The organism is Angustibacter aerolatus (assembly GCF_054776675.1).
In genome coordinates, this window is sequence record NZ_BAAHBM010000037.1 from 1 (window position 1) to 20027 (window position 20027).

The following is a 20027-nucleotide window of genomic DNA, read 5'->3' on the forward strand; positions in this document are numbered from 1 at the left end:
CGCCGCCAGCGGGCGCAGGTCGGCGCCGTCGGCGCCCGCGAGCAGGTCGGCCACCCGCTCGCCGAGCAGCAGCCCGGCGCCGAGCACCAGCGACGGGTCGGTGGGCACGTGCTTGCCCAGCACCGTCGACACCAGCAGGTGCGCCCGGCGCGGGTTGCGGCGCAGGGCCAGCCCGACGAGGTCGTGCAGGCCCGGCGGCGCCGGCTCGTCGCCGGCGGCGCGCGGCCCACCGTCCCCCACCCCGACGGCGTCCGGAACGCTCGCGTCGTGCAGCTGCACCCCCAGCCGCTGCTGCACCCAGGTGCCCGACCACGGAGCGCCGCGCCGGGTGGCTGCGGGCGCGGCGGAGGCGACCTGCTCGGTCGTCAGCGCCACGCGTCGGCCCCGAGCACGTCGACGTACGAGACGTCCTCGCGGGCCACCCCGAACACGCGGGCGCGGCGCATCGTGCGCTCGGCCCAGGCCCGGTGCGGCTTCGACTCGTTCATCTTGTTGCGGTAGCCCGACGCCTTGACCCCGCCGGCCACCATGTCGTCGCCCAGCACGTCGCTCGCGTCGCTGAACTCCTCGTGCGTCACCACCGACAGCGCGTGCACCGCCCGCACGTGGCTCGGGTGGATCACCGTCTTGCCGCACAGCCCGTTCGCCTTGTCGAGCGCGATCTCGCGGATGAGCGTGTCGAGGTCCTGGGCGAGCAGCTCGGCACGCAGCCGCTGCTCCTCGTGGGCGATGAACGGCGACTCGCGCAACTGCGGCTTGAACAGCCGCTCGGGTCCGCTGAAGTACTCCCACACCGGGCCGGTGACCGTGAAACCGCTGCCGTCGGCGCGACCGAGCACGTTGACCACGTCGGCGATCACCCCGGCGACGAGCGGCACCTCGTAGATCGTGAGCTCGCGCGAGCGCCGGATGCCGTACGCCGAGCAGAGGTCGGTGGCCCCGATGCGCACGGCCAGCACCTGCTCGCGGTGCTTGTCGAGCACCCGCTGCACCCCGAGCAGCGCGTCGGCGCGCGCCTCGCGGTAGACCAGCTGCGGTGACTCGAGCACCGGCATGGCCAGCAGCCGGGCCCCCGAACGGCTCGACGCGTCGGCCAGCGCCTCGAGGTAGGCCGAGCCCGAGTCCTCGAGGAACTTGGGCAGCACGAAGCCGCTCAGCACGCCGGCGTGCTCGCCCAGCCCGTCGACCACGCGGCCGATCTGCTCGACCTCGCGCACCCGCACGAACACCAGCGGCCGCGGTACGTCGCTCACCGCGAGCGCCCGCAGCGCGGAGACGGCGTTCTGCTCGCCGGCCGGCACGTCGTGGTCGGCGATGGCGTCCTCGAGACAGATGACGTGGCTCGTGACGCCGCGGCGGCCGCTGCGCTCGAGGTCGCGCGCCAGCTCGGGGCGGGTGGCCGGGCTGTAGAGCGTCGCGCCGAGCGCGGTGGCGAGCGTCTCGGTGTCGTCGTCGGCCGAGAAGTGCTCGGGCTCGCGGTGGAACAGCCGCTGCAGGTCCTCGGCGTCGAGGTGGTCGAAGTGGCGCACGGGCGGCACCCCCTGATGGGTCTCGTGGGGCCTCGGTGCCCGGTGGTCTCGGCTCGCGCGGTGCTGCGTCGAGCGACTGGCGGGTGAACGCGCGACGGCGTCGTCCGGTGCCCGGCCGCGGTCACGGTAGCCGAGCGGCCAGGTGGCAGGCAGGGTCCGTCAGGTGAACACGTGGACGACATCGGCCCCGTCCCGGCCGCTGTGGACGACCGTCCGTGGACCGCGGCGCGGCGTCCACAGGTGGCCCGTCGACACGCAGCCGGCCGACGACGGGGTGGCAGGATCGCCGCATGGTCGAGCTCAGCAAGGGCGGCAACGCCGTCGTCAGCGCACCACGGGTGCGCGCCGTCCTGGCCTGGGACGCCGCACCGGGGTCACCTGACCTCGACGTCACCGCGCTGCTGCTGCGGGGCGACGGACGGGTCGCCTCGGACGACGACATGGTCTTCTACAACCAGCCGAGCCACCCGGGCGGCGCGGTGCGGCACGCGGGCAAGCAGCCGCAGGGGCCGCGGGTGCAGGACGTCGTCGAGGTCGACCTGACCTCCCTGGCTCGGGCGACGCCGGAGGTCGAGCGCGTCGTGCTCGTCGCGTCCGTCGACGGGGGCACGTTCGCCCGGGTGCGCGGCCTGTCCCTGCAGCTCGCCGACGCCGGCGCCGAGCTGGTGCGGTTCGACGTACCCGCCGCCACGACCGAGACGGCGATGGTGGTCGGCGAGCTCTACCGGCGCGCCGGCGACTGGCGGCTGCGGGCGGTCGGGCAGGGCTACGACGACGGCCTCGCGGGCCTGGCGCGCGACTTCGGCGTGAGCGTCGACGACGACCCGCCGGCACAGGCCGCCGCACCCGCGGCGGCGACCGCCACCAGCGCCGCCGGCGCGGCGGCGACCCGGGCCGGGGCGGCGACGCCGGCGCGCCCGACGGTGAACCTCGACAAGGGCCGGGTCGACCTGCGCAAGGGCGAGCGGGTGAGCCTGGTGAAGACCGGGGCGCCGCCGCTGCGGTCGGTCGTCATGGGCCTGGGCTGGGACCCTGCGCGGGCCGGCAGCTCGATCGACCTCGACGCGTCGGCCCTGGCCTACGACCGCCGCGGTGAGCACCTCGGCTCGGTCTGGTTCCTGCAGCTGCACGCCTTCGACCGGTCGGTCGTGCACGCCGGCGACAACCTGACCGGCGAGGGCGAGGGCGACGACGAGCAGATCCGCGTCGACCTGGCCGCGCTGCCCGCCACGGTGCACTCGATCGTCTTCGCGATCACCAGCTTCGGCGGCCACCCGTTCACCGAGGTGCGGGGGGCCTTCTGCCGGCTGGTCGACGCGGCGGCGGGCACCGAGCTGGTGCGCTACGACCTGTCCGGCTCCGAACCGCGCACGGCCGTGCTGATGGCGGCGCTGTCGCGCGACGGCGCGGGCGCCTGGGTCATGACGGCGCTCGGGCAGTTCCTCGACGGCAAGAACGCGCGCTACCTCGTCGAGCCGGGCCGCAAGATCGCGACGACGCTGGGCGGGTGACCCGCGCGCCGGCCGGTCGCGCGGGCCCCCCGGGGCCGGGGGCGCGCTACTTGCGACCGGCCGCCCAGCGCATGCCCCACCCGTACGCCTTGTCGAGGTCGCTCTGCGCGCCGTGCACGTAGCGCACCTCGCGGCGCACCTCGACGTCCGACCCGTTGCCCTCGAGCAGCGCGATGGCGCAGCTGCGGGCGTCGCCGCCGGCCTCGTCGAGCCGCACCTCGACCTGCGGGCCGCTCGCCGGGAACAGCGTGACGACGCCGTTCGCCCCCGCCCAGTCGGGCGTGCCGTCGTAGATGTAGGCGTACACGAGCACGCGGCGGATCTGCGCGGCGTGCCGCAGGTCGACGTAGAGGTTCTCGCCGCCGCTGTTCGCGCCGCTGCGGTCGTCGCCGTCGAGCCAGACCACCCGCTCGGTGGTGAACGTCTGCCGCGACTCGAAGGCGTTGCCGAGCGCCTGCACCACGCCCTTGCTGCCGTCGGCGAACTCGTACAGGCACCCGAGGTCGAGGTCGATCGGCTTCGGGCCGCCACGACCGAACAGCCCCTTGCGCTGACCGCCGTCGGGGCGCGCCTGCCAGTTCAGGTTCACCCGCAGCACGCCGCGCGCGCCGCTGCCGTGCTTGGTGAGCGAGACCGACGGCGCGCCCTTGGTCAGCGTCACCTTGCCGCCGCTCGCCGCCGCCGGCTGCGCAGCCGGCTGGGCCGCGGGCTGGGGGGTGGGCTCGGGCGCCGGCTCGGGTGCGGGTCGCTTCGTGTAGTCGATCGGCACGGTGGTCTGCCTCTCAGGCGTCGACGGTCGGAAGGGGCTCGCCGTGCGCGGCAGCCCGGCGGCGTGCGGCGATCGACGAGGCGAAGGCGGCGCCGATGAATCCCACGCCGACGAGCCCGGTGACGACCTCGGGCACGTGGTGACCGATGCTCCACAGCAGGATCAGCGCCAGCGCGCCGATCGCCCAGTGGGCGCCGTGCTCGAGGTAGATGTACTCGTTCAGCGTGCCCTTGCGCACGAGGAAGACGGTGATCGACCGCACGAACATCGCACCGATGAAGCCGAGGCCCAGCGCGATGATGATCGGGTCGGAGGTGATCGCGAAGGCCCCGATGACGCCGTCGAACGAGAACGACGCGTCGAGCACCTCGAGGTACAGGAACAGGAAGAAGCCCGCCTTGCCGACGGCCTTCGCGGTGCCCGACGGCCCGCGACCGGCGGCACCCGGGATGTGCGGGGCCCCCTCGTGCGCGGGGTCCTCGTCGTCGTCGCCCTCGAACAGCGAGCCGAGCCCGTTCACCAGCAGGTAGGTGACCAGGCCGAGCACCCCGCTCAGCAGCACGGCTGCCTTGTCCTCGGCGAGGAACTCGGCGGCCAGCACCAGCAGCACGCTGGCCACGACGACCGAGAGCTGGTCGAGCTTGCCGATGCGCGACAGCGGGCGCTCGAGCCAGCTCAGCCAGGTGTTCTCGCGGTCCTCGAACAGCCAGTCGAGGAACAGCATGAGCAGGAACATGCCGCCGAAGGCCGCGATGTCGGGGTGCGCCTGGTTCAGCAGGTACCCGTAGGTGCCGGCCTGCTCGGGGTCGCCCTTCTCCATCGCCAGGCGGATGGCCTCGACCGGGCCGAGCTTGGCGGTGATGCCCACGATGAGCAGCGGGAAGACCAGCCGCATGCCGACCACGGCGATCAGGATGCCGACGGTGAGGAAGATCTTCTGCCAGAAGTCGCCCATGCGCTCGAGCACCTTGGCGTTCACCACGGCGTTGTCGAACGAGAGCGAGACCTCGAGCACGCCGAGGATGGCGCACAGCACCAGCGCCTCGGGCCCGCCGTAGAGCAGGGCCACGACGAGCGCGACGACGGTGACGGCGATCGATGCGCCGAAGGTGCGCAGCACCACGGTGGGGTTCCTCGGTTCTCGATGGGGTGGCCGGGGCGGTCCGCCGCCGGCGAGCGCGCCCGGACGTCGGGCGCGCGATCGCGGCGCCGACCACGTGGCCGGCGCCGCGACGGACGTCAGACGTTGACGCCGAAGTCCTGGGCGATGCCCTGCAGACCGGTGGAGTAGCCCTGGCCGACGGCCCGGAACTTCCACTCGCTGCCGTTGCGGTACAGCTCGCCGAACACCATGGCCGTCTCGGTGGAGGCGTCCTCGGTGAGGTCGTAGCGGGCGATCTCGGCGTTGTCGGCCTGGTTCACGACGCGGATGAAGGCGTTGCGCACCTGCCCGAAGTTCTGCGAGCGGCTGGTCGCGTCGTAGATCGACACGGGGAACACGACCTTGTCGACGTCGGCGCCGAGGTTGGCCAGGTCGACCTTGATCTGCTCGTCGTCGCCGTCGCCCTCACCGGTCGTGTTGTCGCCGGTGTGCTCGACGGCGCCGTCCGGGGTCTTCAGGTTGTTGAAGAAGACGAAGTGCTGGTCGGACAGCACCTTGCCGCTCGTGCCGAGCACGATCGCGCTGGCGTCGAGGTCGAAGTCCTGGCCGGTGGTCGTGCGGATGTCCCACCCCAGGCCGACCAGGACGGCGGTCAGGCCGGGTGCCGACTTGGTGAGCGAGACGTTGCCGCCCTTGGAGAGGCTGACTCCCACGGTTCCTCCACTGTGCGGGACGGGGACGCGTGCGCCCCCGTCGGCGTGGCCGTCGCCGCGGCGCGGACGACGGGGTGTGACTCTAGCGAAGCGAGCGAGCGGGCCCGAGGGTTCCCGATCCGGCCCGCGAACCCGCTGCGCGGCGTCCGGCTCAGTCTGCGCTGCCACCGAAGAGCCCGCCCATCCCAGCGCCGGTCTTCTTGTCGCCGGCCCCGGTGTTCTTGGCCAGCGCCTTGGCCAGCCCGTCGATGGTCATCGACTGCAGGATGACCCGGCCGTCCCCCTCGAGCGTCGCGAGCGACAGGCCCTCGCCGCCGAACACGGCGTTCATCACGCCCTGGCGGTTCAGCGAGCCGACCCGCTCGACGCCGTACCGGATGTTCTGGTCCCATGCGACGACGCAGCCGGTGTCGACCCGAAGCCGCCCGCCGTACTCGGCCGGGTTGATGTCGACGAAGTTGCCCGCACCGGCGATGAGCAGGCTGCCGAGCCCGGTGAACTTCTCCAGCACGAAGCCCTCGCCGCCGGAGAACCCCTGCCGGGCGCCGGCGAACGCGATGTCGAACTTCACGCCGGCCTCGGCCGCGACGAACGCGTCCTTCTCCGCGAACCAGGTCGTGGCGCCGTCGAGCTCGAGCACCCGCATCTCCCCCGGCAGCACGCCGGCCAGCGCGAGCAGCCCGTCGCCGCCGCGGGTGGTGAAGTGCTGGAACGCGAACGACTCGCCGGCGAGCATCCGCTTGCCGGCGTCCATCGCGCCGCGCAGCAGCCCGCCGAACCCGCCGGCGCCTGCCGGCTGGCCCTGGGGCTGCCCGGGCGCGTCCGGCTGGCTCAGCTTCGTCTCGATGACGACGTCGTCGGAGCAGAACAGGAACTTGCCGGCCTCGCTGTAGACCGTCTGCCCCGCCGCCAGGTTCACCACGGCCATCTGCATGGCGTTGCCGACCAGCTGCACGTCGAGCGTCATCGCGTCCTCCCTCGGGCGCCGCCACCTGCAGCGCACGCGGAGAACGCTAGAGCGTGCCGGGACGTGCCCACGCGCCCGGACGCCGGTCACCGACCGTCACCGAGCGGGATCGCGTCACCCGGGTGGCCCAGCGGGCGGGTTCAAGGCGGTGCGCCTGCGTGACGAAGCAGCAGGTACCGGTCCGACACCTGCGCCGTCCCAGGGCGCCCTCTCAGCATGGAGCCACTGCGTGACTGCTCGTCGCTCGGCCTCGACCCGCCGCCGCTCGTCGGCCGCCGCCGCCGCCCTCGCCGCCACCACCCTGGCCGGCATGATCGCCAACGCGCCCACCGCGCTGGCGGCCCCGGGCCCGCTGACGCCGGCCTTCCCCACGGTCTACATCACCCAGTACACGAACCCGACCACGGCGCTGAAGCAGGCCGTGCAGTCTCGCCTGGCGAACGCCGGTGCGGGCGGCGTCACGATCTCGACGCTCGGCACGGCCGCGACGTCGGTCAACGCGGTGGGCTACCGGGTGGCCGACCAGTACCTGTACGGCATGAACGGCGCGCGCCTCGTGCGCATCGCGTCCGACGGCTCGGTCACCGACCTCGGCGCCGTCACGGGCCTGCCGGTCGGCCCCATCGCCGGCACCTTCGGCGCGGGCGCGAACGCCGACGTGCTGTACGTCGCCGGGGCGAACACGTCCACCGTCTACGGCGTCGACGTCACGACCCGCACGGTGACGCAGACGATCGCGCTGTCGTCGCCGGTCAACATGGCCGACTTCGCGTTCTCGAACGGCTTCTTCTGGGGGGTGAGCACCAGCACCGGGGTGCCCGCGCTGGCCCGCATCTCCCCCGCCGGGCAGGTCACGAACATCTCGACCAGCGGCGTGCTGAACCAGGCCGAGACCGGCTCGTACGGCGCCGCGTGGGTCTACGGCAACGGCAACCTGGCCTTCTCCTACAACTCGACCGGCCAGATCACCCAGATCAAGGTGGCCGACGCGACCGGCGCGACCCCGACCGCCTCGCGCGTGTCGCAGATCTCCGGCCCGACGACCAGCTCGAACGACGCCGCGGTCACGCCGTCCGTCGACAGCGACCTCGCCGTCGCGGTCAGCACCCCGCCCGCCGCCGGCGCGCCCGGCGACGCCGTCACCTTCCAGGTCCGCGTGTCGACCTCCGGCCCGGGTGGCTCGTCCGGCGGCACGTTCAGCTTCCCGGTGCCCAGCGGCGTGACGCTGACCTCGGCCGGGCTGCCGGTCGGCTGCACCCTCACCGCAGGTGTCGTGCAGTGCGTGTCGGGCCAGCTGGCCAGCGGCGCGAGCGACACCTACGACTTCAGCGGCACGCTCAACCCGTCGCTGACCGTGCCGCAGACCGCCACCGTCACGATGGTCGGCAACGAGCACGACCCGTCCGCGGCGAACGACGTCGCGACGCTGACCTTCGCGCCGACCGCGCAGGACCGCAGCACCAGCGGCACCGGTACGGCGTCGCAGCAGACCACCGTCGCCAAGCCGGGCGACGCCACGCTGCAGCTGGTCGACGCGAACGGCCAGCAGGTCACCACGGTGACCGTGCCCGGCCAGGGCACGTACACCGCGAACCCGACGACGGGCGTGATCTCGTTCGCCCCGGTGCTCGGCTTCAGCGGCCCCGCGGACGCCGTCGACTTCGTGATCGTCCCCGGCACGGGCGCCACGGCGTCCGGCTCGTACGCCGCCACCGTGGCCAAGCCGGCCGCGCCGGCCGCCGCCCCGCTGGCCACGACCGACGTCGCCCCGGCCTCGCAGTCGGTGACGGTGACGCCCCCGGCCGGCGGCAGCGTGCGGTTGCTGGACGGCGACGGCGTGCCCGCCACCTCGGTGTCGACCGCGCAGGGCACCTACGTGCTCGACACCGCGACCGGCGTCATCACCTTCACCCCGGCCGCCGGGTACTCCGGCACCACCGACGGCGTGACCTACCGGGTCACCGACGCGTACGCCCAGTCGACCGACGCCGACTACGTGCCGGTCGTGCAGGCGCCGGCCCCGCCCTCGCCGTCCGACCGCACCACCACGGTCACCGGGTCGGGTGACCAGTCCACCACCGTCGTCGTGCCGGCCGGCGGCAGCGTCCGCCTGGTCGACGCCGACGGCGACCCGGCCACGACCGTGACGACCGCGCAGGGCACCTACGTGCTCGACCCGGCCACCGGGGTCATCACCTTCACCCCGGTGCGCGGCTTCTCCGGTACCGCCGACCCGGTCACGTTCCGCGTCACGGACGCCTACGGCCAGCACGACGACGCCGTCTACACCCCGACCGTCGTGCTGCCCGCCGCGCCGGCCCCGGCCGACGTCACCACCACCGGTGCGTTCGGCGCGGTCGAGGACACCGCCGACCTGACGACGGACGACGACGAGCTCGTGCTCCTGCAGCCCGACGGCACGACCGGCTCGACGCTGGAGGTCGCCGGCAAGGGCACCTTCGCGGTCGTCGGCAGCGGCCCCGCCGCGCTGCGCTTCACCCCGGACAGCTGCTTCGTCGGCACGGCGGTCGCGCCGTTCCGCGTGGCCGACGCGTTCGGCCAGACCGGCGAGGCCCTCTACACGGCCACCGTGCAGGCCGCCGCCGCGCCCACGGCCGGCCCGCTCACCTCGACCGGCACCGCCCCGGCGGCCCAGCACGTCACGGTGCCGACCGGCGGCTGCGGCAGCGTGCGGCTGCTCGACGACGTGCTGCACGTCCCGGTGACCACCGTGACCCGCACCGGCGAGGGCACGTACGCCGTCGCGGGCGACGTCATCACCTTCACCCCGGCCGCCGGCTACTCGGGCACCCCGGCTCCGGTCGGCTACCGCGTCGCGGACGCCGGCCTCTCGGCCGACTCGACCTACACCCCGACCGTCGTCGCCCCCGCTCCCCCGGCCGCCGCGCCCAAGAGCACCAGCGGCACCGGCCAGGCCACGCAGAGCACCCGCGTGACCGTCCCCGCCGGCGGCTCGGTGAGCCTCGTCGACGCCCACGGCGACCCGGCCACCACGGTCACCGTGGCGCACGTCGGCACCTACGTGCTCGACCCCGCGACCGGCGTCGTCGCCTTCACCCCGGCTGCCGGGTTCAGCGGCACGGCCAGCCCGGTGACCTACGCCGTCACCGACCGGTACGGCCAGGTCGCGACCGCCGTCTACACCCCGCACGTGGCCAAGCCGGCCGCCCCGCGGGCCCGGCCGGTCGCCTCCAGCGGTCCGGAGGACGCGGTGCAGCAGCAGCGGGTCACCGTGCCGGCGGGCGGCGCCGTCACGCTGCTCGACGCCCGCGGCCGCGCCGCCACCCGCGTCGCCGTCGCCGGGCAGGGCACCTACGTGCTCGACCGCGCCACGGGCGTGATCACCTTCACGCCGGCGAAGGGCTACCACGGCACGCCCGCCGCGGTGCGCTTCCGGATCGCGGACGCCTATGGCCAGACCTCGGTCAGCCGGTACGCCCCGAGGGTCACCGCGAGCACCCCGGCCGTCGTCGCGGGCACGCCCCGCCTGACGGCCCCGGTGCTGGTGCGCAGCACCAAGACCGTGCCGGCCACCTGCACGCTGTCGACCGGCAAGGTGCGTGACTGCTGGGTGACGGCGTACGCCACCGTCGACGGCCGTCGCGTGCCGGTCGGCTTCGGACACCGCAGCGTCTCGGCGAAGGGCCGCAGCGCGGTCGTCGTCCAGGTGCGGCTCAACGCCCTCGGTCGCGGCCTGGCGGCCCGGGTCGGCGGAGTGAAGCTGCACCTCGAGGCCGACGTGCGGCAGGCCGGCGTGGGCGGCAAGCGCTTCACCAGCGCCCGCAGCCGCGTCGTCACCCCCACCGTGACGCTGCGCCCGGTGTACTTCGACACCGACTCGGCGACGCTGCGGGCGAGCGACCGCGCCTACCTGCAGCGCGTGCACCGCCTGCTGGACGACGTCCGCTCGGTCACCTGCACCGGGTTCACCGACGCCCGCTCGACCAGCACGTACAACAAGGGTCTGGGCGCCCGCCGCGCGGCGAGCACCTGCGCGGTGCTGGTCGGCGACCTGCACCTGAAGGCCACGAAGGTCACGAAGGGCGAGCACCGTCCGGCCGCGCCGAACGGCACCTCGACGGGCCGCCAGCTGAACCGGCGCGCCGAGATCGTCCTGCACTACTGAGCACCGCCCAGCACGCGCGAGGGCCGCACCCCCACCGGGGTGCGGCCCTCGTCGCGTCACTCGCCGTGCAGGTCCGCGATCGCCTGCGCCCACTCGTCGAGGGCGCGCTCGATCGGGCCGCCGCCCGGGTACGACGGCAGCCACCGCAGCACCCGGGTGGCGCCGGCCTCGGCGTACTGCTCGAGCACCCGCGGGTCGGCCGGCGCGCTGAGCACCGAGAGCGTGAGCGGTCGCTCGGCCCGCTCGCGCAGCGCCGTCCAGCGCGGGAGCACGCTGTCGTCCGGCAGGTGGTTCGGGAACCAGCCGTCGCCGTACGCCAGCACGCGGTCCTCGACGGTGGGGCCCATCCCGCCCACCAGCACCGGCGGGTGCGGGCGCTGGGCCGGCTTCGGCCACGACCAGATGCGGTCGAAGTCGACGAGGTCGCCGTGGTAGCTGGCCTCGTCCTGCGTCCAGATCTGCTGCATCGCCTCGACCCGCTCGCGCAGCAGGGCGAACCGGGTGCGCGGGTCGGTGCCGTGGTGCTCCATCTCCTCGCGGTTCCAGCCCGCCCCGACGCCGAGCTCGACCCGGCCGCCGGAGAGGTGGTCGATGCTCGCCACGGCCTTCGCCAGCACGATCGGGTCGTGCTCGACGACGAGGCAGATGCCGCTGCCCACGCGCAGCCGGCTGGTGGCCAGCGCCGCCGCGGTCATCGAGACGACCAGGTCGTAGGTGTGCACGTACTTGCGCGGCAGCGGACCGCCCTCGTTGTACGGCGTCCGGCGCGAGGCCGGGGTGTGCGTGTGCTCGCTGAAGAAGATCGACTCGAAGCCGTGCTGCTCGACCAGCGCGGCGACGGGGCCGGGGCCCATCGCGTCGTGCGTCGGGAAGTAGCCGACGCCGAACTCCATCAGCCCTCCTCGGCGCGCCGGGCCGCGAGCGACTCGGCGGCCGGCACCTCGCGGTTCAGGTGCGACTGCGCATCACGTTGCAGCGCAAGGGGTCCGGACACCGTGTGGTAGCGCTGGCCGGCGACGAGCAGCTCCTCCGCCGGGAACTTCGTGATCACCTGGCAGCCGTCCGCCGTGACGACGAGCTCCTCCTCGATGCGGGCCGCGCCCCAGCCGTCCGCCGCCGGCCAGTAGGTCTCCAGCGCGAACACCATGCCCTCCTCCAGCACCTCCGGGTGGTCGAGCGACACCAGGCGGCTGAAGATCGGCTTCTCCCAGATCGAGAGCCCCACGCCGTGCCCGTACTGCAGCGCGAACGCCGCCTCCTCGTCTGCGAAGCCGAACTCCTGCGCGGTCGGCCAGACGCTGACGACGTCGGCGGTCGTCGCACCGGGTCGCACCAGCGCGATCGCGGCGTCCATGTAGTCGCGGCAGCGCTTGTACGCCTCGACCTGCTGGCGCGACGCGCTGCCCACGGCGAACGTGCGGTAGTAGCAGGTCCGGTAGCCGTTGAACGAGTGCAGGATGTCGAAGAACGCCGGGTCGCCGGGCCGGATCAGCCGGTCGCTGAAGACGTGCGGGTGCGGCGAGCAGCGCTCGCCGCTGATCGCGTTGACGCCCTCGACGTGCTCGGACCCGAGGTCGAAGAGCTTCTTGGCGACCAGCCCGACCGCCTCGTTCTCCCGGACGCCGGGGCGCAGGAAGGCGTACAGGTCGTCGTAGGCCGCGTCGACCATCGAGGCCGCGGTGGTGAGCAGGGTGATCTCGTCGCCGGTCTTGATCCGCCGGGCCTCGAGGAACACCTGCTGCCCGTCGACGACGTCGAGCCCGCGCGCCCGGAGCGCCATCAGCACCGGCATCTCGACGACGTCGACGCCGATCGGCTCGCCGGTCAGGCCGTACCGGTCGAGCTCGCGGTAGATCTTGTCGGCGACCTCCTCGGCGATGCCCGCGTCGGGGTGGAACGCCCCGCGCAGCACCGAGATCCCCGCCCGCGCTCCCGACGTCCCGCGCGCGCCCTCGGCCACGTCGTCGCGGTCGCGGTAGTCGAGCCACGGGTTGTGGAGCTGGTGGTGCTTCGCCGCCGACCCGAAGTCCCACACGACCGGCTCGCCGCCCTGCGGCAGCAGCGCGAACCGGATCATCTTGTCCATCGCCCACGTGCCGATGTGGGTCGCGGTCATGTACCGGATGTTGTGGAAGTCGAACGTGAGCAGCGAGCCGACGCTCGACGTCGTCAGCTGCGCCTTGAGCCGGGCCAGCCGCTCGGTGCGCAACCGGTCCATGTCGACCCGGGCCTCCCAGTCGACGACGTGCATGCCGAACGTCGAGGTGCTCACGTGGTGATCCCTTCTGCTTGAACGGTGCTAGACGAGCAGGCCGAGCGGGTGCTCGATGACGTCGACGAGCGCCCGCATCCACTGCGCCGCGACGGCCCCGTCGACGGGACGGTGGTCGACCGACGCGGTGAGGTGCAGCACCGACGCGACCACGATGCTGCCGTCGACCACCACCGGCTCGGGCGACGCCGCGCCGACCGCGAGGATCGCGGCCTGGGGCGGGTTGATGATCGCGGTGAACGACCGGGTGCCGGACGTGCCGAGGTTCGAGACGGTGATGCTGCCGCCCTCGAGCTCGCGCTGCTGCAGCCGGCCCTCGCGGGCCCGCAGCACCAGGTCGGACGTCGCGGCGGCCACCGCGCCCACGCCGAGCCCCTGCACGCCACGCACCACCGGCGTCACCAGACCGGCCGGGGTGGCGACGGCCACCGCCACGTCGACGGCGTCGAACCGGCGCACCGCGTCGTCGGTCCAGACGACGTTCATGGCCGGCACCTCGGTGTGCGCGTGGGCGACGGCCTTCACGACCAGGTCGTTCACCGACACCCGCGCCGAGGTCGATCCGTTGATCTCGGCGCGCAGCGCGAGCAGCCGGTCGACGACCGCACGGCCGGACACGGTGAAGTGCGGTGCGGTCGTCACCGACTCGGTGAGCCGCCGGGCGAGGGCGCGACGCAGCCTGGTGTGCGGCACGTCGGTCCAGCCCGCGGCGGGCTCGGGAGCGGGCGCCGGCGCGGCCGCCTGCACCGGCTGCACCGGCTGCACCGGCTGCGCCGCAACGGGTTCCGGCTCCTGCGAGGCGGGCGGCGAGCTCGCCCGGTGGGCCTGCGCCGCGCGCACGTCGTCGCGGACAACCCGTCCCCCGGGGCCGGTGCCCACGAGGTCGGCCAGGTCGAGGCCGGCCTCCCGCGCCAGCCGGCGGGCCAGCGGGCTGGAGAAGACCCGCTGCGGCTGCTCCGCGTCCTCGTGACCGTCGACGCCGACGGCGGGCGGCGGCTCGACGGCCTCGGGTGCGCCCGGCGCGGGCACCCCGACGACGCCGTCGGCGACCCCCAGCTCGGCGAGCACGGCGTCGACGTCGGCGACCTGCTCACCGGGCGAGCCGAGCAGCGCGATGGGCTCGCCGACCTCGACGTCGGCGCCCTCGGCGACCAGCGTGCGCAGGACGACGCCGTCGGCCTCCGCGTCGACGTCCACCGCCGCCTTCGCGGTCTCGACCACGGCGATGGTGTCGTTCGCCCGGTAGGCGGCGCCGACCGCCACCGACCAGGACGACAGCGTGGCGCCGTCGTCCCCGGCGGCCACCTCGGGCATCAGCAGCAGCGTGGCCATCAGCCGGCCCGACCCTCTCGGCGGGCGCGCAGGGCCGCGACGACCTCGACGTCCTGCGCGATCGCCGCCCGCTCCAGCACCTTCGAGATGCTCGGCGACGCCTCCCCGCCGGTCACCCGCTGCACCGGCTCGTCGAGGTGGTCGAAGAACCGGCGCTGGATCTCGTCGGCCAGCCAGCCGCCGTACGACGTGCCGACCGCGCCCTGCTCGGCGATCAGCACCGCGTTGGTGCGCCGGACGCTCTCGCCGATCGTGTCCCAGTCGATGCTCGCGCGGTCGAGCCAGCGCAGGTCGACCACGTCCGCCGCCGGGGCCTCGTCGCCCAGCTCGTCCAGGGCCTTCAGCACGTACGACGTCATGGCCAGGTACGTGATGATCGTGAGGTCGTCGCCGTGCCGCACGACGCCCGCCCGGCCCGGCGGCAGCACGTAGTCGAGGTCCTGCAGCGGACCGTCGCCGGTGCTGGCGTAGAGGTCGACGTGCTCGAGCACCACCACCGGGTCGCGGCACAGCAGCGCGGCGTTCAGCAGCCCGACGTAGTCGAACGGGTTGGACGGCGCGACCACCCGCCACCCCGGGGCGGTCGCGAAGACGCCGGCCGGGTCCATGGAGTGCTGCGAGCCGTACCCGGTGCCCATGGCGACCTTGCTGCGCAGCACGAACGGCACGGGGTCGTCGCCGCCGAACATGTGCCGCGCCTTGCCGATCTGGTTGAACAGCTGGTCGGCGGCGACCCACATGAAGTCGGCGTACATGAACTCGACGACCGGCTTGAACCGCCCGTCCATCGCGATGCCGCCGCCGAGGCCGGTGAACGCGTTCTCGCTGATCGGCGTACCCAGCACGCGGTCGGGGAACGCGTCCTTCAGGCCGCGGGTGGCGCCGTTCGTGCCGCCGTTGAGCCGGTGCACGTCCTCGCCCATGACGACGACCGTCGGGTCGGTCTGCATGCGGCGGGCCATCACGTCGGCGACGGCGTCGATGAACCGCACCGGCCCGACCCCGCCCTCGATCGTCTCCGGGTCGCCGACCCGCGCGTCGGCGAACTCAGCCAGGTCGCCGCGCACGCCGACGTCGACGAACGCCGGGTCGGGCCACTCGGCGGCCTTGATGCGGCGCTGGCGGGGCTTGCCGCCCGGCACCGGCTCGAGCAGCTCGCCGGCGAGGTCGGCCATCAGCCGGGCGGCGCGCTCGCGGGTCGCCGCCGCCTCGTCGGCGGCGAGGATCCCCCGGCGGTCCAGGTGGCCGACGACGCGGTCGAGGGGGTCGCGGTCGCGCCAGGCGCGCTCCTCCTCCTTGCTGCGGTAGCGGAAGGCGCTGCCCGGGAACGGCCCGTTCTGGTGGAAGTACCGGTACACCTCGACCTCGACGAGCGTGGCACCGCGGCCCGAACGCATGTGCTGCACCGCCTCCGACATCGCCAGGTGCACGGCCAGCGGGTCCATGCCGTCGACGCGCCACGACGGGATGCCGAAGCCCGGGCCGCGCGCCGACAGCCGCGGCTCGGCCGTCGCCTCGTGCACGCTGGTCGACACCGCGTACTGGTTGTTCTCGACGAAGAAGCAGACCGGCACCTTCCAGGCGGCGGCGAGGTTGAACGACTCCAGGGTCGAGCCGATGTTCGCCGCGCCGTCGCCGAAGTACGTCACCGCCACGGCGTCGGTCTGCGCGTGCCGGTGCGCCCAGCCCGACCCGACGGCCAGCGGCACGCCGCCGCCGACGATCGCGTTGGTGCCGATGGCACCGGCCTCCTTCCACTGCAGGTGCATCGACCCGCCGCGCCCGTGCGAGAACCCGCGGTCGAGGCCGGCGATCTCGGCGAGGCTGCGCAACAGCACCGCGCGCACCTCGGGCGACCACGGCTGCAGGGGGTCGATGCCCTTCGGCTCGAGGTGGTGCAGCACCTTGGCGAGGAACTGGTGATGGCCGCGGTGCGAGCCGTTCACGGTGTCGCGGCTGGTCAGCGTGAGCACCGACCCGACCGCCCCGCCCTCCTGGCCGATGCTCGAGTGCGCGGGGCCGTGCACCAGGCCCTCGCCGGCGAGCTCGAGCACCAGCTCCTCGAACGCCCGCAGCAGCACCAGCTGGCTGAGCATGCTGGTGAGCAGGTGCGGCTCGGCGGCGTCCCAGTCCTCGTCGGTGACGACGAGCTCGACCCAGGGGGCCTCCGGGTCGAGGCGACGGTGCTCGGTCATGACGGGTCTCCCTGCGTCGTCGGTGCGCGGTCAGCGTGGCACGAAATGGATCCATTGACCAGGGTGGCGTAGCAGGCGGATTGCTGGAGTGCCGACAGCACAACGCCTCGCCGTAACAAGAGGCGTCCAGTTGGATCCATCGAACCAGTCGCACACGGCGTGACCGGATCAGCCGCCAGGCGTCTACGCTGTGCCCGCGGCGCCCGCAGGGGGCACCCCGGCGAGACGGAGCGACCGTGTCCGAGGCGATCGACGGCGACAGCGGCCTGGCGGCCAGCCAGCGGGTGGCGGCGTACCTGCGCACCGCCATCCTCGACGGCACGATCAAGCCGGGCGAGCGCATCCGGCAGGAGGTGATCGCCGAGCGGCTCGGCGCCAGCCGGCTCCCCGTGCGCGAGGCCCTGCGCATGCTCGAGCTCGAGGGGCTCACCGAGCTGGTCGTGAACAAGGGCGCCCGCGTGCCGACCCTCGACCCCCAGCAGCTCGACGTCGTCTACCGGATGCGCGAGCGCCTCGAGCCGCTCGCGCTCACCGAGTCGATGCCGCACCTGACCAGCGACCAGACCGACCAGCTGGCCGAGCTGCAGTCGCGCATCGAGGCGAGCACCGAGATCTCCGAGTTCCTGCTGCTCGACCGCGAGTTCCACCTGCTCACCTACTCCGGTTGCCGCTACGACCAGCTGCTGCACAGCGTGACCAGGCTCTGGAACGCCACCCAGCACTACCGGCGGACCTTCATGAACCTCGCCGGACCGCAGCGCCGCTGGGTGGTCAACGCCGAGCACGACCTGATCCTCGACGCCATCCGCCGGGCCGACGCCGTCGACGCCGAGCGCTACCTGAGCGGGCACATCCGGCGCACCCGCATCGAGCTGGGCCACTCGCTCGAGCCCGGCCCGGCGGCCTAGAACAGCGAGCGGATCGACCCGCCGTCCACGCCCCAGACCGAGCCGGTGGTGAAGGACGCCGCCGGGCTGGCCAGGAAGACCACCGCCTTCGCGACCTCCTCCGGCAGGCCGAGCCGGGCCAGGGGCAGCTGACGCAGCGACATCTCGTGCTCGACGGCCTCCTGCGGCGGCAGCCCGTGCACGACCGCGAGGTTGTCGGCGAAGCCGCCCGGCTTGGTCCAGAACGGCGTCCAGATCGGCCCCGGCGCCACGGCGTTGACCCGGATGCGCGGGCCCTCGGCGCGGGCCAGGCCCTTGGTGAGCGCGAGCACCGCCGCCTTGCTGGCCGCGTAGTCGACCGGCAGCGCCTCCGGCTGCTTGGCCAGGTCGCTGGCGTTGTTCACGATCGAGGCGCCCTCGGTCTCGCGCAGCACCGGCAGCACCTGCCGGGTGACCCGCACGTACGACATGAAGTTCAGCTCGAGCGTGGCGTGCCAGTCCTCGTCGGTGAGGTCGTCGAAGGTGCGCACGTTGCCCGACCCGACGTTGTTGACCAGCACGTCGAGGCCGCCGAGCTGCGTCAGCCCCTCGTCGACCGCGGCCGTGCAGCCCTCGGCGCTGCGCAGGTCCGCCTGCACCGTCGTGACGGCGCCGTCCGCCGCGTCGTCCGCCAGCTGCGCCAGCGCGTCGGCGTCGACGTCGAGCGCCGCGACGCGCACGCCCTCCTCCGCCAGCGCCAGCGCGATCGCGCGCCCGATGCCCGTGCCGGCGCCCGTGACCAGCGCTCGCTTGCCCTGCAGACCCAGGTCCATGAGCTGTTCTCCTCTTCTCAGGTGGCGACCGGCGCGCGGCCGGTCGGCGTGAGCATGACCTTGCCGGTGGTGGCGGGGTGCCCCGCGGCCTCCAGCGCCTCGACGCACTCGTCGAAGCCGAACACGTCCGACACGGCAGGCGTCAGGTCCATGCCGGTGCGGTGCATGAGCCGCAGGGCCGGGCGCCAGACGGACGGCGGGCCGCCGACCGACGTCGTGACCCGCAGCAACCTGGCCTGCACCAGGCGCAGCGCGGCGTTCGCGGCGTTGCCCGAGGCCAGGCCCATCAGCAGCACCCGCGCACCCCAGGCCGTGACCTCGAGCGACGCCGCCTGTGCCGCAGCGGCTCCGGAGGCCTCGACGACCAGGTCTGCGCCGTCGACGCCGAGCGCGTCGCGCACCTGCGCGAGCAGGGTCGTCCCGTCGGCGGCCGGCAGCGTCAGCGACGCCCCGAGCTGCTCGGCGATCGCCCGGCGCTGCTCGCTCGGGTCGACGGCGACGACCGTGGCGCCGGTGCTGCGCAGCAACGCGACCATCGCCAGACCCAGTGTGCCGCAACCGAACACGACCGCGGTGTGCGACGCGTCGGCTCCCCCGGCGCTCTGCAGGCCCTGCAGCACGCACGCCAGCGGCTCGACCATCGCCGCTCGCTGCGGCGAGACGCCGTCCGGTACCGCGAAGCACATGTCGGCCGGCACCGGGAAGCGGTCGGCCATGGCGCCGTCCGTCGTCACGCCGAACCACCGGTTGTCGCCGAGCGAGCCGTGGCCGACGACCAGCTGGCCGACCTCGAAGCCGGCCACCCCCGCGCCGACCTCGGCGACGACCCCGGACCACTCGTGGCCGAGCACGTGCGGGTACTCGATCGGGAAGTCGTCGTCGGAGTGCCCGGCGACCAGCTCGAGGTCGGAGCCGCAGACCCCGACGAAGCGCGGTTCGACGACGAGCTGCCCCGGCCCGGCGGACGGCGCGGGCCGCGGCTCGCACACCAGCGAGACGGGGCCGCCGCCTGGACGGTCGACGACGACGGCCTGGACGGTGGCCGTCATGGTGTCGTGTACCCGCCGTCGACGAACAGCTGCGTCCCGGTGACGTACGACGCCTCGTCGGAGGCGAGGAACAGCACGCCGTTCGCGACCTCCTCGGGGCGGCCGATGCGGCCGAGCGGGGTGACGTCGACCAGGCCCTGGGTGATCCCGCCGTCCTGCGCGTCGATCATCGGCGTGTGGATGATGCCGGGGTGCACGGAGTTCACCCGCACGCCGTCGGCCGCGTACGACATCGCGGCGTTCTTCGTCATCACGGTGACCGCGCCCTTCGACGCCTGGTACGCCGCCACGCCCGGCGCACCGACGACTCCCCAGATCGAGCTGATGTTGACGACCGACCCAGCGCGCTTGGCCTGCATGTGCGGGATGAAGGTGCGCATGCCGTAGAACACGCCGTGCTGGTTCACCGCGATGACCCGCTGGTAGGCGTCGAGGTCGATCTCGGTGATCGACTCGTAGGCCAGCACCATCCCGGCGTTGTTCACCAGCACGTCGGCACCACCGGCGTCCGCGACCTCGGCGCCGAGCTGCTGCCACTGGTCGAGCCGCGCCGTGTCGAGCGGGCGCTGCCGGATGCCGCTGCCGCCGGTGCCCGCCTCGGTGAAGTCGAGGTCGCCGCTGTAGACGGTGGCCCCCTCGGCGGCGAACCGCTCGGCGATCGCGAGCCCGATGCCCTTCGCGCCGCCGCTCACGACGGCGACCTTGCCTTCCAGCCTCATCGCTGACCCTTCTGCTGCAACGG

General features: G+C 73.8%; 16 protein-coding genes. 3 read left to right on the forward strand and 13 right to left on the reverse strand.

What is annotated here, in order from left to right; all coding sequences use genetic code 11:
* A partial coding sequence (locus tag ACYVI6_RS10360) for a phosphoribosyltransferase domain-containing protein (protein ID WP_460446321.1) occupies positions 1–369 on the reverse strand: 369 nt, incomplete at its 3' end.
* Complete coding sequence (locus ACYVI6_RS10365) at positions 366–1529, reverse strand: HpcH/HpaI aldolase/citrate lyase family protein (protein WP_460446296.1); 1164 nt, start codon at positions 1527–1529, stop codon at positions 366–368. The genes ACYVI6_RS10360 and ACYVI6_RS10365, both read right to left, overlap by 4 nt.
* Positions 1530–1819: 290 nt before the next feature.
* On the opposite strand from ACYVI6_RS10365, the gene ACYVI6_RS10370 reads away from it, so the two are divergent.
* The gene (locus tag ACYVI6_RS10370) at positions 1820–3040 is read left to right on the forward strand and encodes a TerD family protein (protein WP_460446297.1); all 1221 of its coding nucleotides are present in this window, start codon (positions 1820–1822) and stop codon (positions 3038–3040) included.
* A gap of 46 nt (positions 3041–3086) precedes the next feature.
* Here the strand turns inward: ACYVI6_RS10370 and ACYVI6_RS10375 are convergent, their stop codons facing one another.
* The 4 genes from ACYVI6_RS10375 to ACYVI6_RS10390 all read right to left on the reverse strand — a co-directional run bounded on the left by ACYVI6_RS10375 (position 3087) and on the right by ACYVI6_RS10390 (position 6591).
* Positions 3087–3809 carry a TerD family protein gene (locus ACYVI6_RS10375; RefSeq protein ID WP_460446298.1) on the reverse strand — a complete coding sequence of 241 codons (723 nt, stop codon included), beginning with the start codon at positions 3807–3809 and terminating at the stop codon, positions 3087–3089.
* Positions 3810–3822: 13 nt separating this feature from the next.
* A complete protein-coding gene (locus tag ACYVI6_RS10380; protein ID WP_460446299.1) occupies positions 3823–4932 on the reverse strand; it encodes a DUF475 domain-containing protein in 1110 nt (369 codons plus the stop codon).
* Between the two features lie 116 nt (positions 4933–5048).
* On the reverse strand, positions 5049–5624 hold the full coding sequence (locus ACYVI6_RS10385) for a TerD family protein (protein WP_460446300.1): 576 nt from the start codon (positions 5622–5624) through the stop codon (positions 5049–5051).
* 151 nt (positions 5625–5775) lie between these two features.
* Positions 5776–6591, reverse strand: a complete 816-nt coding sequence (locus ACYVI6_RS10390) for an AIM24 family protein (protein WP_460446301.1) — start codon at positions 6589–6591, stop codon at positions 5776–5778.
* Between the two features lie 229 nt (positions 6592–6820).
* On the opposite strand from ACYVI6_RS10390, the gene ACYVI6_RS10395 reads away from it, so the two are divergent.
* Entirely contained in the window at positions 6821–10738 is a 3918-nt protein-coding gene (locus ACYVI6_RS10395; protein ID WP_460446302.1) for a DUF6923 family protein, read from the forward strand.
* Between the two features lie 56 nt (positions 10739–10794).
* Here the strand turns inward: ACYVI6_RS10395 and ACYVI6_RS10400 are convergent, their stop codons facing one another.
* From ACYVI6_RS10400 to ACYVI6_RS10415, 4 genes are read right to left on the reverse strand one after another with little or no spacing between them, the layout of a single operon-like run.
* The gene (locus ACYVI6_RS10400; protein ID WP_460446303.1) at positions 10795–11631 is read right to left on the reverse strand and encodes an LLM class F420-dependent oxidoreductase; all 837 of its coding nucleotides are present in this window, start codon (positions 11629–11631) and stop codon (positions 10795–10797) included.
* On the reverse strand, positions 11631–12989 hold the full coding sequence (locus tag ACYVI6_RS10405) for a M24 family metallopeptidase (protein ID WP_460446322.1): 1359 nt from the start codon (positions 12987–12989) through the stop codon (positions 11631–11633). The genes ACYVI6_RS10400 and ACYVI6_RS10405 overlap by 1 nt, the downstream gene beginning before the upstream one ends.
* A gap of 48 nt (positions 12990–13037) precedes the next feature.
* Positions 13038–14342 carry a dihydrolipoamide acetyltransferase family protein gene (locus ACYVI6_RS10410; protein WP_460446304.1) on the reverse strand — a complete coding sequence of 435 codons (1305 nt, stop codon included), beginning with the start codon at positions 14340–14342 and terminating at the stop codon, positions 13038–13040.
* Positions 14342–16537 carry an alpha-ketoacid dehydrogenase subunit alpha/beta gene (locus ACYVI6_RS10415; RefSeq protein WP_460446305.1) on the reverse strand — a complete coding sequence of 732 codons (2196 nt, stop codon included), beginning with the start codon at positions 16535–16537 and terminating at the stop codon, positions 14342–14344. The genes ACYVI6_RS10410 and ACYVI6_RS10415 overlap by 1 nt, the downstream gene beginning before the upstream one ends.
* A 236-nt stretch (positions 16538–16773) precedes the next feature.
* Between ACYVI6_RS10415 and ACYVI6_RS10420 the strand changes: the two genes are divergently transcribed.
* Positions 16774–17445, forward strand: coding sequence for a GntR family transcriptional regulator (locus tag ACYVI6_RS10420; RefSeq protein ID WP_460446306.1), 672 nt, complete (start codon positions 16774–16776; stop codon positions 17443–17445).
* On the opposite strand, the gene ACYVI6_RS10425 is transcribed toward ACYVI6_RS10420, so the two are convergent.
* From ACYVI6_RS10425 to ACYVI6_RS10435, 3 genes are read right to left on the reverse strand one after another with little or no spacing between them, the layout of a single operon-like run.
* The gene (locus ACYVI6_RS10425; protein ID WP_460446307.1) at positions 17442–18236 is read right to left on the reverse strand and encodes an SDR family NAD(P)-dependent oxidoreductase; all 795 of its coding nucleotides are present in this window, start codon (positions 18234–18236) and stop codon (positions 17442–17444) included. The two genes, ACYVI6_RS10420 and ACYVI6_RS10425, sit on opposite strands and share 4 nt — an antisense overlap.
* Positions 18237–18253: 17 nt before the next feature.
* On the reverse strand, positions 18254–19285 hold the full coding sequence (locus ACYVI6_RS10430) for a zinc-dependent alcohol dehydrogenase (RefSeq protein ID WP_460446308.1): 1032 nt from the start codon (positions 19283–19285) through the stop codon (positions 18254–18256).
* Positions 19282–20004 (reverse strand): SDR family NAD(P)-dependent oxidoreductase, encoded by a 723-nt coding sequence (locus ACYVI6_RS10435; RefSeq protein ID WP_460446309.1) that lies wholly within the window; start codon positions 20002–20004, stop codon positions 19282–19284. Before ACYVI6_RS10435 ends, ACYVI6_RS10430 begins: the two co-directional genes overlap by 4 nt.
* Positions 20005–20027 lie beyond the last annotated feature (23 nt).

What these genes read in the sequence shown, in the direction of transcription:
- ACYVI6_RS10435 (WP_460446309.1), bottom strand. Translation starts at nt 20,004, where the DNA reads ATGAGGCTGGAAGGCAAGGTCGCCGTCGTGAGCGGCGGCGCGAAGGGC.
- ACYVI6_RS10400 (WP_460446303.1), bottom strand. Translation starts at nt 11,631, where the DNA reads ATGGAGTTCGGCGTCGGCTACTTCCCGACGCACGACGCGATGGGCCCC.
- ACYVI6_RS10415 (WP_460446305.1), bottom strand. Translation starts at nt 16,537, where the DNA reads ATGACCGAGCACCGTCGCCTCGACCCGGAGGCCCCCTGGGTCGAGCTC.
- ACYVI6_RS10425 (WP_460446307.1), bottom strand. Translation starts at nt 18,236, where the DNA reads ATGGACCTGGGTCTGCAGGGCAAGCGAGCGCTGGTCACGGGCGCCGGC.
- ACYVI6_RS10390 (WP_460446301.1), bottom strand. Translation starts at nt 6,591, where the DNA reads ATGACGCTCGACGTGCAGCTGGTCGGCAACGCCATGCAGATGGCCGTG.
- ACYVI6_RS10370 (WP_460446297.1), top strand. Translation starts at nt 1,820, where the DNA reads ATGGTCGAGCTCAGCAAGGGCGGCAACGCCGTCGTCAGCGCACCACGG.
- ACYVI6_RS10430 (WP_460446308.1), bottom strand. Translation starts at nt 19,285, where the DNA reads ATGACGGCCACCGTCCAGGCCGTCGTCGTCGACCGTCCAGGCGGCGGC.
- ACYVI6_RS10410 (WP_460446304.1), bottom strand. Translation starts at nt 14,342, where the DNA reads ATGGCCACGCTGCTGCTGATGCCCGAGGTGGCCGCCGGGGACGACGGC.
- ACYVI6_RS10405 (WP_460446322.1), bottom strand. Translation starts at nt 12,989, where the DNA reads ATGCACGTCGTCGACTGGGAGGCCCGGGTCGACATGGACCGGTTGCGC.